The 13,201-nt window shown below is 42.1% G+C and carries 12 protein-coding genes; 7 read left to right on the forward strand and 5 right to left on the reverse strand.

Annotated features, from left to right (window positions below):
• Positions 1 to 6: 6 nt before the first annotated feature.
• Genes C3Y93_RS00710 through C3Y93_RS00720 form a run of 3 tightly spaced genes read right to left on the reverse strand, consistent with a single transcriptional unit; the run spans position 7 to position 3,623 of the window.
• Positions 7 to 804, reverse strand: coding sequence for an enoyl-CoA hydratase/isomerase family protein (locus C3Y93_RS00710; protein WP_004971533.1), 798 nt, complete (start codon positions 802 to 804; stop codon positions 7 to 9).
• Between the two features lie 11 nt (positions 805 to 815).
• Positions 816 to 2,417 carry a carboxyl transferase domain-containing protein gene (locus tag C3Y93_RS00715; RefSeq protein ID WP_104851800.1) on the reverse strand — a complete coding sequence of 534 codons (1,602 nt, stop codon included), beginning with the start codon at positions 2,415 to 2,417 and terminating at the stop codon, positions 816 to 818.
• A gap of 33 nt (positions 2,418 to 2,450) precedes the next feature.
• The gene (locus C3Y93_RS00720; protein WP_004971528.1) at positions 2,451 to 3,623 is read right to left on the reverse strand and encodes an isovaleryl-CoA dehydrogenase; all 1,173 of its coding nucleotides are present in this window, start codon (positions 3,621 to 3,623) and stop codon (positions 2,451 to 2,453) included.
• Between the two features lie 148 nt (positions 3,624 to 3,771).
• On the opposite strand from C3Y93_RS00720, the gene C3Y93_RS00725 reads away from it, so the two are divergent.
• The 6 genes from C3Y93_RS00725 (at position 3,772) to C3Y93_RS00750 (ending at position 9,862) form a co-directional block, all read left to right on the forward strand.
• Positions 3,772 to 4,398, forward strand: coding sequence for a TetR/AcrR family transcriptional regulator (locus tag C3Y93_RS00725; protein WP_004971526.1), 627 nt, complete (start codon positions 3,772 to 3,774; stop codon positions 4,396 to 4,398).
• An 83-nt stretch (positions 4,399 to 4,481) separates the two neighbouring features.
• Positions 4,482 to 6,170 (forward strand): AMP-binding protein, encoded by a 1,689-nt coding sequence (locus tag C3Y93_RS00730; protein WP_104851801.1) that lies wholly within the window; start codon positions 4,482 to 4,484, stop codon positions 6,168 to 6,170.
• Between the two features lie 191 nt (positions 6,171 to 6,361).
• Positions 6,362 to 7,354: a biotin synthase BioB gene (bioB, locus tag C3Y93_RS00735; protein WP_026438316.1), complete on the forward strand. Its 993-nt coding sequence runs from the start codon at positions 6,362 to 6,364 to the stop codon at positions 7,352 to 7,354.
• Positions 7,355 to 7,414: 60 nt separating this feature from the next.
• Positions 7,415 to 8,101 (forward strand): class I SAM-dependent methyltransferase, encoded by a 687-nt coding sequence (locus C3Y93_RS00740; protein ID WP_004971520.1) that lies wholly within the window; start codon positions 7,415 to 7,417, stop codon positions 8,099 to 8,101.
• A gap of 82 nt (positions 8,102 to 8,183) precedes the next feature.
• Positions 8,184 to 8,981, forward strand: a complete 798-nt coding sequence (locus C3Y93_RS00745) for a thioesterase family protein (RefSeq protein ID WP_104851802.1) — start codon at positions 8,184 to 8,186, stop codon at positions 8,979 to 8,981.
• A gap of 104 nt (positions 8,982 to 9,085) precedes the next feature.
• Complete coding sequence (locus tag C3Y93_RS00750; RefSeq protein ID WP_104851803.1) at positions 9,086 to 9,862, forward strand: Rossmann-like and DUF2520 domain-containing protein; 777 nt, start codon at positions 9,086 to 9,088, stop codon at positions 9,860 to 9,862.
• 70 nt (positions 9,863 to 9,932) lie between these two features.
• Here C3Y93_RS00750 and trmB read toward each other — a convergent pair whose 3' ends face one another.
• Positions 9,933 to 10,649, reverse strand: coding sequence for a tRNA (guanosine(46)-N7)-methyltransferase TrmB (gene trmB / locus C3Y93_RS00755; RefSeq protein WP_004971514.1), 717 nt, complete (start codon positions 10,647 to 10,649; stop codon positions 9,933 to 9,935).
• Between the two features lie 185 nt (positions 10,650 to 10,834).
• Positions 10,835 to 12,286 carry a SulP family inorganic anion transporter gene (locus tag C3Y93_RS00760; protein ID WP_104851804.1) on the reverse strand — a complete coding sequence of 484 codons (1,452 nt, stop codon included), beginning with the start codon at positions 12,284 to 12,286 and terminating at the stop codon, positions 10,835 to 10,837.
• Between the two features lie 217 nt (positions 12,287 to 12,503).
• On the opposite strand from C3Y93_RS00760, the gene C3Y93_RS00765 reads away from it, so the two are divergent.
• On the forward strand, positions 12,504 to 13,115 hold the full coding sequence (locus tag C3Y93_RS00765; protein ID WP_096902535.1) for a glutathione binding-like protein: 612 nt from the start codon (positions 12,504 to 12,506) through the stop codon (positions 13,113 to 13,115).
• The last annotated feature ends 86 nt before the right edge of the window (positions 13,116 to 13,201 follow it).

Raw genomic sequence — 13,201 nt, forward strand, 5'->3', positions numbered from 1 at the left:
CTTCTTTTATTCTGCCGTGGTCTTGATCCAAGCCGGGCTTTGTTTATTTAAAAAAGCATTTAAGCCATTTTTCGCCTCAGTTCCTTGGCGAACATGTGCAATATGCTGTGCAGTTTGTTGGAGTAAATCTTCGGTCAAAACTTGATGATTAACCATCTGAATCAGTTGTTTAGAAGCATGTTGTGCTTCTGGGCCACCAAGCAATAAGGCTTGCACAATTTCATCAATTTTGCTGTCTAAGTCTTCGGCTGAAGTGACTTCATGCGCTAAACCAATTTGCTGTGCCTGTTCTGCAGAAATACGCTCTGCCGTTAAAAAGTAACGTGATGCCTGACGTGCGCCAATCGCACGAATGACGTAAGGGCTAATGGTAGATGGTGCTAAACCTAAACGTACTTCAGAGGTCGCAAACTTGGCATCGGTGCTGGCAACGCAAATATCACAGGCAGCTGCCAAACCCATACCACCACCAAAGGCAATACCATGCACACGGGCAATAGTCGGTTGTTTTAACGTCGCTAAACTTTGCAGCATTTTTGCCAGTTTTAGGGCATCGGCTTGATTTTCTGCTGTAGAAGCTTGACCTGCCTGTTTCATCCAGTTCAAATCTGCACCTGCAGAAAAGCTTTTGCCGCGTCCTGCCAAAATCACCACTCGAATATCATCACGGCTATTCAGTGCCTGAAAGCAGGCGTGTAATTCTTCAATCACCTCTGTATTGAAAGCGTTATGCAATTCCGCACGATTAATCCAAACCGTAGCCACTTGGTTGTTCTGTTCGAGCTGTAAAAACTGATAATCCATTTTGTCACCTCTTACATGCGGAACACGCCAAACTTGGTCGGTTGGATTGGGGCATTTAGAGCAGCAGCCAAACTTAAAGCCAACACTTCACGCGACTGAGCAGGATCAATCACACCGTCATCCCATAAACGTGCAGAAGCATAATATGGATGACCCTGACGCTCGTATTGATCACGAATTGGCTGTTTAAATTGGTCTTCTTCTTCTGCCGACCAGCTACCACCTTTGGCTTCAATCTGGTCGCGTTTTAATGTTGAAAGAACACTCGATGCCTGTTCACCACCCATTACCGAAATACGGGAGTTTGGCCATGTCCACATAAAGCGTGGCGAGTAGGCACGACCACACATGCCATAGTTACCTGCACCAAAAGAACCACCAATCACTAAAGTCAGTTTAGGTACATTGGCTGTCGCCACCGCCATCACCAGTTTGGCACCATTTTTGGCAATGCCTTCATTTTCGTATTGGCGGCCAACCATAAAGCCTGTGATATTTTGAATAAATAGCAGGGGAATGTTGCGTTGGGTACACAGTTCAATAAAGTGTGCACCTTTTTGTGCTGACTCGGAAAATAAAATACCGTTGTTGGCGATAATTCCGACAGGCATACCATAGAGTCTGGCAAAACCCGTAATCAGTGTCGTACCAAAGCGCGCTTTAAATTCATCAAAACGTGAACCATCGACAATACGGGCAATCACTTCACGTACATCAAACGGTTTACGCGCGTCAGTCGGAACAATGCCATACAGTTCAGAGGCATCGAATAATGGTGCTTCTATATGCTCAGGCTGCGGGTTTGGCTTTTTATTTAAATTGGCAACGATGTTGCGGGCAATTGCCAAGGCATGTTCATCATTTTCTGCCAAATGATCGGCTACACCTGAAAGGCGAGTGTGTACATCGCCACCACCCAAGTCTTCGCTGCTAACCACTTCACCTGTTGCGGCTTTAACCAGCGGTGGGCCGCCCAAGAAAATTGTCCCCTGATTACGCACAATGATGGTTTCATCTGACATGGCAGGGACATACGCACCGCCTGCGGTACAACTTCCCATCACAACGGCAATTTGGGCAATGCCCATGCTCGACATACGCGCTTGGTTATAGAAAATGCGTCCGAAATGATCACGGTCTGGAAAGACTTCATCTTGTAGCGGCAAATATGCACCGCCAGAATCGACCAAATAAATACAAGTCAGGTGATTCTGTTCGGCAATTTCCTGTGCGCGTAAATGCTTTTTCACAGTCAGTGGATAGTACGTTCCACCTTTTACTGTGGCATCGTTGGCAATGATCATGCAGGTCACGCCATTCACTTGACCGACACCCGCCACTACACCCGCAGCAGGGACATCATCCTGATAGACCTGATAAGCGGCCAACTGACCAATTTCAATAAATGCAGTACCCGGATCGATCAGGTGGTCAATCCGTTCACGTGGCAGTAATTTGCCACGGTCTAAATGTTTTTGGCGTGCAGTTTCGCCACCACCCAAAGCAATTTTTTGGACTTTTTCTCTGAGGTCATCGACTAGGCTTTGCATCGCAGCTTGGTTGTTTTTAAACTCGTCGCTGCGAATATTAATTTTGCTCTGTAATTGATTCATGCCAACATCCTTGTCTATTCTTGTGATTTATTTTTAGGCAGTTTCGTTAAACAATTCACGGCCAATCAACATACGGCGAATTTCTGAAGTACCCGCACCAATTTCATAGAGTTTGGCATCACGCCATAAACGTCCTGCAGAGAACTCATTGATATAGCCATTACCGCCCAAGGTTTGAATGGTTTCACCTGCCATCCATGTGGCTTTTTCGGCAGCGTATAAAATGGCACTGGCTGCATCTTTACGTAAACTACGGCTGTGTTCAGCTTTGTCACATTCTGCGCCAACGGCATAGACCAGTGCTTTACATGCCAACCAAGTCGAATACATATCGGCAATTTTGCCTTGCATAAGCTGGAATTCACCCAATGCCTGACCAAACTGTTTACGCTCATGAATATAAGGAATCACGGTATCCATGCAGGCATCCATAATGCCTAGCGGCCCTGCACTTAAAACTGCACGTTCATAGTCCAGTCCACTCATTAGTACTTTTGTACCATTGCCCACACCGCCCAAGACGTTTTCTTTTGGTACTTCAACATTGTCAAAGAACAATGGATAGGTATTTGAGCCGCGCATCCCGAGTTTGTCTAAATGGCTGCCGTGGCTAAAACCTGACATGGTTTTTTCAATTAAGAAAGCAGTCATACCTTTGGCGCCTGCCTGTAAGTCAGTTTTGGCATACACCACCAAAACATCGGCATCACCGCCATTGGTAATCCACATTTTTGAGCCGTTGAGCAAGTAATGATCGCCTTTATCTTCAGCTTTCAGTTTCATGCTAACCACGTCTGAGCCTGCATTTGGTTCAGACATTGCCAAAGCGCCGACGTAATCGCCTGAAATCAGTTTTGGTAAATAGCGTTGCTTCTGTTCTTCTGTCCCATTTCGCTTAATTTGGTTCACACATAGGTTAGAATGAGCACCGTAAGACAAACCAATGGATGCTGATGCACGAGAAATTTCTTGCATGGCAATGATGTGAGCTAAATAGCCTAAGTTAGTGCCGCCGTATTCTTCACTCACGGTTAAGCCAAGTAAGCCCATATCGCCAAATTTTTTCCAAAGCTGGGCAGGGAATTCGTTATCACGATCAACCTGTTGAGCAATGGGTGCAATTTCCTTTGCACAAAAAGCAGCGATTGAATCGCGCAGGGCGATTAAGGTTTCATCTAAGCCGAAGTCTAAGCTTTGTAAAATCATGTGTTCATCCATCCTGTGGTTATATTTGTTGTTCCTAAAACAAGCATTGTTGTTGTGCTTAGGTTCTAACATACATCGAAAATTTAAAAAAGTGAACTAAAATTCACAAAATGATTTACAATTCATTTTATCTGGTTGAGAATAAGATATGAGTTATAAAAGATCATCATTGATGCAGGAACGTATGGAACAAAATCGCATGGCGATTTTAGATTCTGCTCGTGAACTTATTGCTCATGGGGGCTTTAAAGAAGCGTCTATCCAAGCCATTGCAGAACGCGCAGGCGTATCTACAGGTTTGGTGTATCGCTACTTTGAAAATAAAAGTCAGATTTTGATTGAAGTTTTATCGGATGCGATTCGTCGTGAGGTCGAAATTTTGGACCACATTGCGAAGTCAGATTTAAGTGCAAAACAAAAATTGCAAAAATCTGTCACCACTTTTGTGAAGCGTGCGATGAACAGCCCTCAATTGGCGTATTCGTTAATGTTCGAGCCTGTAGACCCAGAAATGGAACATGAGCGTTTTCGCAGTAAACAACTGATCAAACAGAGCATCAAGGAAATTTTGGCTGAAGGAAAAGTCAATGGTGAGTTTGATTTTGAAGATTTGAACACTGCTGCTTTAGGTGTGGTTGGCTCCATGACCTTTGTAGTGATTGAACCTTTAAACCCATCTCGCAATGTGATGTTTGATCAAAATTATAAAGATTACTTTGTCAAACAAATTGCCGACTTTTGTGTAAATGCAGTGCGAAAACAGCAGGGAGGGTAGTAAAAACAACGCACAAAACAGGCAAAAAGTAATCGTCGTCATAATGGAAAACAGAATTACAAAGAATCAAGGAGATCGATTCAATGACACAAGTACGGTTAAGTTATGCCTATGGCACCAGTAATCAGCCTTTGTTAGGCATGACCATTGGTGAAAAGTTTGATCAGGCTTGCCAGCAATATGCAGATCAGGATGCTTTGGTAAGCGTGCATCAAAATGTGCGTCTGACCTATAAGCAACTACAGCAACAGGTCAATGCCTTTGCCTGTAGTTTGTTAAAACTCGGTTTTAAAAAAGGTGACCGCCTTGCCATTTGGTCTCCGAATTGTGTGGAATGGATGATCACTCAATTCGCAGCCTTTAAGGCAGGGGTGATTTTGGTGAATTTAAACCCAGCCTATAAAAGCAATGAACTGGAATTTGTGCTCAACAAAGTTTCCTGTAAAGGTTTGGTAATTGCATCGCAGTTTAAAAGTACCAACTATCAGGACATCTTAACGAAAATTGCCCCAGAGCTGTGTCAGGCAGACAATAAAGTCCTCAACGCCAAGCGTTTACCGCATTTAAAGCATGTGATTAAAATTGATGATCAAGCACATACAGGAATGCATCGTTTTCAGGATTTATTGACAGCTCCAACCACACACATGCTGAAAAAACTGCAACACATTGCCAGTGAGTTGCAGTTCGATGAAACCATTAACATTCAATTTACCTCAGGCACGACGGGCAATCCGAAAGGCACTATGCTGACCCACAACAACATTTTAAATAATGGTTACTTTGTAGGAGAAGCAATTCATTTAAGTCCACAAGACCGTGTTTGTATTTCCGTACCGCTGTTTCACTGCTTTGGTATGGTGATGGGCAATTTAGCGTGTATCACACATGGTTCAACCATGGTCTATCCATCGGCAGTGTTTAACCCGCTCGATACCTTAAAAGCCATTCAGCAAGAAAAATGTACAGCTGCTTACGGCGTACCGACCATGTTTATTGCCATTTTAGAGCATGAACAGTTTGATGAATTTAATTTATCTAGCTTGCGCACAGGCATTATGGCAGGCAGTCCGTGTCCGCAGGAAATTATGCAACGCGTCATCGACCGTATGCACATGGCGCAAATCACCATTTGTTATGGCATGACCGAAACAGCACCTGTGAGCGCACAAAGTTCGACTGAAGATTCTGTGGAGCGTCGTGTCAGTACGGTGGGGCGTGTACATCCACATCTGGAAGTAAAAATTGTCGATGAAGAAGGCAAAGTCGTGCCGCGCGGACAGTTAGGAGAATTGTGTGTGCGTGGTTATTCAGTCATGCTGGGTTACTGGGATGAACATGACAAAACCCAAGAAGTCATTGATGTTGCACGTTGGATGCACACAGGCGACATTGCAGAAATGGATGATGAAGGCTTTGTAAAAATCAAAGGTCGCATTAAAGATGTGGTGATTCGTGGCGGTGAAAACCTGTTCCCGAAAGAAATTGAAGATTTCTTATATACTCACGATGCGGTCTGCGATGTGCAAGTAATTGGTGTGCCAGATCATCGTTATGGTGAAGAACTATGTGCCTGTATTATTTTGCATGAACACCATGAATGTACCGAAGAGGCAATTCGCCAATACTGTGCAGAACACATTTCACACAATAAAGTCCCACGTTATGTGCGCTTCTTTAGTGAATTTCCAATGACCGCTTCAGGCAAGGCACAGAAATTTAAATTACGTGAATTTATGCGTGAAGAATTAAATTTAAAGGAAATTGCTTAAGGCATTATTTCAGCTATTTACTGCTGCAAGATCGACCTTTTAATTTTGTCAGCACACACCCTTTATTTCTCACGCAGAGATAAAGGGATACTCTATACAGGAATAATCACACTAAAAATATATCGCATGCTCGGCTTAATAAAAGATGGCACAAGTTTAAGCATGATGCGTGATAATCAAGGATGAAAATAATGACCGTACGCAATGATTGGACTCGAGAAGAAATTCAGCAGTTATATGAACAACCTTTTCTGGATTTAGTCTTTGAAGCACAGCGTGTGCATCGCCAACATTTTGCTGCCAATACCGTACAAGTCAGTACCTTATTGTCTATTAAAACAGGCAAATGCCCTGAGGACTGCAAATATTGCTCGCAGTCTGCGCATTATGATTCACAGCTTGAAGCTGAAAAACGTATTGCAGTGGATAAAGTCATTCAAGAAGCTAAAGAAGCCTTAGCATCAGGTTCTTCACGCTTTTGTATGGGTGCTGCATGGCGTAATCCGCATGAACGCGATATGCCGTATGTTTTAGAAATGGTACGTGAAGTCAAAGCATTGGGCTTAGAAACTTGCATGACTTTAGGGATGTTGAATCAATCTCAAGCAGAACGCTTAAAAGATGCAGGTTTGGATTATTACAACCACAACCTAGACACATCGCGTGAGTATTATCCCAATGTGATTAGTACTCGCAGCTTTGATGACCGCTTAAATACTTTAGATATTGTGCGTCAAACAGGTATGAAAGTGTGTAGTGGCGGTATTGTCGGTTTAGGTGAAGATACCCAAGACCGTATTGGTTTGTTACATGAATTGGCGACTTTACCGTTACACCCTGAATCTGTGCCAATCAATATGTTAGTTCCGATTGAAGGTACACCACTGGCTGAAGTCGAAAAGCTAGATGTGATTGAATGGATTCGTACTATTGCAGTTGCACGTATTATCATGCCAAACAGCTACATTCGTTTATCTGCAGGGCGTGAATCATTATCTGATTCAGATCAGGCGTTGGCATTTATGGCAGGTGCGAACTCGTTATTCTCAGGTGAAAAGCTTTTGACCACACCAAACGCAGGCGAAGGCAAAGACAAACAATTGTTCCAAAAATTAGGCTTAGTGCCTGAACGTGCCAAGCCAACCGTTTCGGAATTGTCGGTAGATGCAATGGCTGTGGCTTAAGCAGATCTTGAAAAAGACTCAGATATTTAATGTCAGTAAATTAAAGAAGAATCATGTGATATGGCAAAAGATTTTCACAGTGCAACTGTGGTTGCAGGCTATGACAGTCATATTCGGAAACTCATTCCCGGATATGAATTGGTACATCAACACATCAATGCAATTTTAAGTAGTCATTTGCCCGAAACAGCACAAGTTTTAGTGGTGGGGTGTGGCACAGGCTATGAGTTGCAGTATTTACTGCAGCAACATCCACAGTGGCAATTTACGGCCATCGACCCATCTTTAAGCATGTTACAGCAGGCAGAAAAAAACATTCAGTCTGTGGCAGGGCATGAGCGAGTACGTTTTATACAGGCAGATACCCACCAATTTGCCCAACAAGCGCAGGTTGAAAATTTGCAGTTTGATGCGGCATTGGCGATTTTGGTGGCGCATTTTGTGCCAGTCGCAGAAAAAACATTATTTTTTCAAGATATTTACCAAACATTAAAACCTACAGCGATTTTATTAAGCTATGATCTGATGCAGCAGACTGAAAATATAGAACTACGCTGGATGCAGAATTTGGCTTTGGATTGTGGTTTAACTACGACTCAAGCGGAAAAAATGCTTGCACGACTGGCCGATGATTTTCATTTAATTATGGCAGATGCGCAGGCAGCATTGCTTACTCAAGTGGGTTTTCGTCAGTGTAAAACATATTGTCAACTTATGAATTATTATGGTTTTTTTGCAGAGAAATAGTTGATAAATAACATTATTTAGTCAGTAATCTTTGTAGTAAAAGTATCCGCACAAGAAAAGTTAGATCAGGGAAAGAGAAAAAATGTCAGCATATTACACTTTACTCAAACGTGAACAACATGCCGATGGTGGCTGTACTGCGCACTATCGTTGCAACATTCATGCACAAGGCGCGTGGAATCCGCATGAACAACACATGGCACCTGCAACGGGTATTTTGTGTGCAGAACTTGAGCAATTTATGCCGCGTGATGATATGCGAATTGGTCGGGTCGGTTTAGATATTTTTGGCTTAATTGCCTTTGGTGAATTTAGTATCACCACCCGTATGATTCGACCGGGTAAAACCATTGAGCTGATTGAAGCGGAAATGTGTGCTGAAGGAAAAACCTGTATTGTGGCGCGTGCATGGAAAATGAAAACCTCAGATACACGCGCAATTGCAGGATTGGAAGATTTACCGATAGAAAACCCTGAATATTTGCCCGATTGGGATGGCATGCGTTGTTGGCCGGGCGGCTATATTCAAAGCATTGAAACCCGTGCGCATTTAGATCGTCGTGCAGGTAAGGGCATCGTTTGGTTAAGAAACCAATTGGATATGGTTGAAAATCAAAGCACATCTAGTTTTGTGCGTTTATTGGGGATGGTGGATACCGCCAATGGCGTAGTGCCACGTTTAGACCCGAATGCGGGTTGGGGTTTTCCAAATTTAGATTTGCAAATGCATTTACACCGTTTACCGCAAGGCGAATGGCTAGGCTTGGAAGTAACACAACAATATGGTGAAGATGGTATTGGCTTAACGAGTGCAGTTTTGCATGATACTCAAGGGCCATTTGGACGTAGTGAGCAGATTTTAACTTTGCGTCAATTCTAAATCTATTCGATATCAAACAAAAAACATCAGGACGAATTGCTTCGTCCTTTTTTTATTGGCATGCTGTGTGCAGATTATTTCATCTTATTTTATCTGAAAATATTATGCGAATTAGTTTGATTGGTGCAGGGCGCGTTGCACATCATTTGGCTCATGTTTTAAACGCACAGCATCAAATTGTGCAAATTTATAGCCGTAGTCTGGACAAGGCGCAGCATTTGGCTGCGCAGGTTGGCGCAGAAGCGATTGCTGAAGTAGAAAAACTTCATTCAGATCTAGATTTAGTGATTATTGCAGTGAGTGATCAGGGCATTGCACAGGTGATTCAGGAAGTTCATCGTGATTTAAATCATGTGTTGATTGTGCATACCTCTGGCAGTACTAAACTAGATATATTGCAACAGCATCATGCGCGTTCAGGGGTATTTTATCCCTTACAAACCTTTAGTTTAGAGCGTGAAATTGATTGGTCAGAAACGCCTTTATTTATAGAAGCTGCATTTGCTGAAGATCAACAGCTTTTAATGACTTTGGCAAATAGCCTAAGCAAAAGGGTTTATGCCTATACTTCAGCACAGCGTTTGAGTTTGCATTTGGCTGCGGTATTTGCCTGTAATTTTAGTAATTATTGTTATGACATGGCTAAGCAAGTGGTCGATGCTCAGCAAGTAGATTTTAGTTTGCTGTATCCTCTTATTTTGGAAACTGCGCATAAAGCAACCCAAAATGATCCGCGTCAAATGCAAACAGGGCCTGCCATGCGGGGCGATTACAATATTTTAAAAATGCATCAGGACTTATTGGCAGTAGGGCAGCAACATGAACTTGCCAAAGTTTATGCGATGATGAGCCAACAGATTTTAAAGCGGCATCAATCTTAGCCATTTGATGAGATAAAACGAGTTCACATAAAAAATGCTTCCCAGTGGAAGCATTCTTTTCTAGCAGAAATTAGTTAATTTTCTTGAAGATAAAATCATTAATCTTATGACCTGCTTCAATTCCGCGACGTTCAAACTTAGTTTGTGGACGCCATTCAGGGCGAGGGTAGCTATTGCCTTTACCCGCCAAGTTTTCTAAACGTGGACGGTTGTCCAATACATCCAGCATCCATTCTGCATACGGTTCCCAGTCGGTTGCTGCATGGAACGTACCACCTAACACTAATTTTTGCTCTACCAATTCCATGCGTTCATGAGCAACAAAACGGCGTTTGAAGTGACGTTTTTTCTGCCATGGGTCTGGGAAATATAACTGCACCGTATCAATGCTATTGTCTGGCATTTCACGCAGTACTTGAATTGCATCGGCATCTAAGACACGTAAGTTGCTTAAACCTGCTGTACCTGCTTCATAAACGCACTGTGCAATCCCTGGAATATGGACTTCAATCCCGACAAAGTTACGTTCAGGATTGGCCTGCGCCATAAGTACCAAAGAACGCCCCATCCCAAAACCAATTTCTACTGTAAGCGGGCGTTCAGGGTGTTCAAAATGTTGACGTAAATCGCCAACAGGATATTCCAAAATTAAGTCGCCGTATTGTTCCAAGGCGCTACGTTGTGACGTATTCAATGGTGAAGAACGGCGCATGAACGTTACAATTTCACGATGCTCGTTGAGGTTGTCCAGCTCGACAACGTGCTGGTCTAATTGATCGTTCGACATAATTTTGGCAAATCTAATAAATTCGAATGCGGTATTTTAAGTCCTGAGCCATTGAAGTCAAATTTTTTCGCTCTTTTTCGCAGCGCCGTGCAAGATTGCGATACATCTGCATCTTTTGAGCATAAAAAATGCCGAATCATTAAGATTCAGCATTTAACATCATCAACGGTATTTTAATACAATAATTACGAATGGGTACTGTATTGATCAATTAAGGTATGACTGGCCTCATTCAATCCAATAATATGCACTTTAATTTGTTGGGCTTTAAATTTGTTCACCACGCTATTCAGCATATTTACAGAGGTAATATCCCAAATATGCGCATGCGTTAAGTCGATGGTGACATTGCTAATATCTTCTGAAAAATCAAAAAACTGATAAAACTTTTCTGAACTGCTAAAGAAAATTTGCCCTGAAATCACATATTGGCGGGTATGTTCGCCTAATAAAAATGAGCTGACTTTAACTTCACTTTCCAGTTTATTCACCAAAAATAAAGCAGAAAGCAGTACGCCAACAAAAACACCCAAAGCAAGGTTATGGGTAGCTAACACCACAATCACCACAGCTAACATGACTATATTGCTTTGTTTCGGATGCTTTTTAAAATTACGGATGGAATCCCAGTTAAAAGTCGTGAATGACACCATAATCATAATCGCAACCAAGGCTGCTATAGGAATATATGCCAACCAATCTTTGAGAAAAACCACCAAGCACAGCAAAAATACGCCTGCTGTAAGTGTAGATAGCCGTGTACGCGCCCCAGAACTGACGTTGATAATAGATTGCCCAATCATGGCACAGCCTGCCATACCGCCCATAAAGCCACTCACAATATTGGCATAACCCTGACCACGACATTCCTGATGCCGATCTGCTTCAGTGCCTGTGGCTTCATTGACAATCGTAGTAGTCATCATAGTTTCGAGTAAACCGACTGTAGCTAAGGTCATGGCATAAGGAAAAATAATCGATAAAGTTTCAAAATTGAGCGGAATCTCAGGCACTAAAAATATAGGTAAGGTATCTGGAAATTGTCCTAAATCATTGACGGTTCGCATATCTGCACCAAGCAATAATGCAACAACGCTTAGCACAATAATGCAGACCAAAGGAGAGGGGATGCTTTTACCAATTTTAGGGATATACGGAAACAGATACACGACCGCCAAACCCAAACCTACAAATAAATAGCCTAAGCTATCCATTTGTGATAATTCAGGCAGTTGTGCCACAAAAATTAAAATAGCCAGTGCATTTACAAAGCCATATACCACCGACTGTGATACAAAACGCATGAGTTTAGCGACTTTGAAGTAACCTGCGATTACCTGAATAATGCCTGTAAGTACTGTCGCAGCCAGTAAATATTGCAAGCCGTGCTCTTTTACCAAGGTAATCATCAGTAAAGCCATTGCCCCAGTTGCTGCGGAAATCATGGCAGTACGACCACCTAAGAAAGCAATCGTAACCGCAATACAAAATGAGGCATATAAACCGACTTGCGGGTCGACACCTGCAATTGCAGAAAAAGCAATTGATTCAGGTATCAGCGCCAAGCCAACCACTAATCCTGCCAATACATCGGTACGGATATTGGAAAACCATTCTTCTTTTTTCAGGCTAATCACAATCTAAATTTCATGAAACTTTAAAGGGCTGTATGTTAAAACATCTTTAGATAAAAAGCAGGTTAAACAGACTTGAAAAAGACTTTCATTTGCAGGATAGTCAAAGCGTAAGGACTTTTTAAGACATTTACGCTTTTTTGCAATTTATAGGTTCAATCACTTGCAAGTTTGTGACAAGCGATTTACAACAGAGATAGTTATATAACAAGGATCAAATATGAAGCTTTATTATTCACCAGGCGCATGCTCTTTGGCAGCACATATTATTTTAAATGAAGTGAATGTCGATTTTGATATTGAGCGTGTAGATTTAAAAACCCATAAAACAGAAAAGGGTGCCGATTATTATGAAATTAACCCTAAAGGTTATGTACCTGCTTTAGAAATTAACCCAGGTTTAATTTTGACGGAAAACGTAGCGCTATTGCCATTTTTAGCGCAGCAAGACCCTAAACAGGATTTAATTCCGCCATCTGGTTTAGGTCGTGCTAAAGTTTTGGAATGGTTGGGTTATTTAAACTCTGAATTACATGACGCTTACGCAGTATTTTTTGGCGCGCCTTTAGATGCAGAAGCCAAAGAAAAAGCCTATGCAGAAATTGATCGTTTGTTGACTTATATTGATCAAGCGATTGCATCATCAGACCATGAATATTTGGTGGATGATAACTTTGGTCCAGCCGATGCGTATTTGTTTGTTATCACTAATTGGTCAAACTATATTGAGCATGATTTAACTCCGTATAGCCATGTGGTTGAAATCCGTAATAAAGTTGCTGCGCGTCAGTCGGTACAAATTGCTATGCGTGATGAAGGCTTGATTCCTTAATCGGCTTTTATTTGCCCAAATCGCATAATAAAAAAAGACGTTGAGTTAACACTTAACGTCTTTTTATTTGTGCTGTCGGACTTGGA

It is taken from the genome of Acinetobacter sp. SWBY1 (genome assembly GCF_002946595.1).
In the GTDB taxonomy this organism is placed as follows: domain Bacteria; phylum Pseudomonadota; class Gammaproteobacteria; order Pseudomonadales; family Moraxellaceae; genus Acinetobacter; species Acinetobacter towneri.

Coding starts and splice junctions, on each gene's coding strand:
- C3Y93_RS00710 (WP_004971533.1), bottom strand. CDS start 804: ATGGATTATCAGTTTTTACAGCTCGAACAGAACAACCAAGTGGCTACG.
- C3Y93_RS00715 (WP_104851800.1), bottom strand. CDS start 2,417: ATGAATCAATTACAGAGCAAAATTAATATTCGCAGCGACGAGTTTAAA.
- C3Y93_RS00720 (WP_004971528.1), bottom strand. CDS start 3,623: ATGATTTTACAAAGCTTAGACTTCGGCTTAGATGAAACCTTAATCGCC.
- C3Y93_RS00725 (WP_004971526.1), top strand. CDS start 3,772: ATGAGTTATAAAAGATCATCATTGATGCAGGAACGTATGGAACAAAAT.
- C3Y93_RS00730 (WP_104851801.1), top strand. CDS start 4,482: ATGACACAAGTACGGTTAAGTTATGCCTATGGCACCAGTAATCAGCCT.
- bioB (WP_026438316.1), top strand. CDS start 6,362: ATGACCGTACGCAATGATTGGACTCGAGAAGAAATTCAGCAGTTATAT.
- C3Y93_RS00740 (WP_004971520.1), top strand. CDS start 7,415: ATGGCAAAAGATTTTCACAGTGCAACTGTGGTTGCAGGCTATGACAGT.
- C3Y93_RS00745 (WP_104851802.1), top strand. CDS start 8,184: ATGTCAGCATATTACACTTTACTCAAACGTGAACAACATGCCGATGGT.
- C3Y93_RS00750 (WP_104851803.1), top strand. CDS start 9,086: ATGCGAATTAGTTTGATTGGTGCAGGGCGCGTTGCACATCATTTGGCT.
- trmB (WP_004971514.1), bottom strand. CDS start 10,649: ATGTCGAACGATCAATTAGACCAGCACGTTGTCGAGCTGGACAACCTC.
- C3Y93_RS00765 (WP_096902535.1), top strand. CDS start 12,504: ATGAAGCTTTATTATTCACCAGGCGCATGCTCTTTGGCAGCACATATT.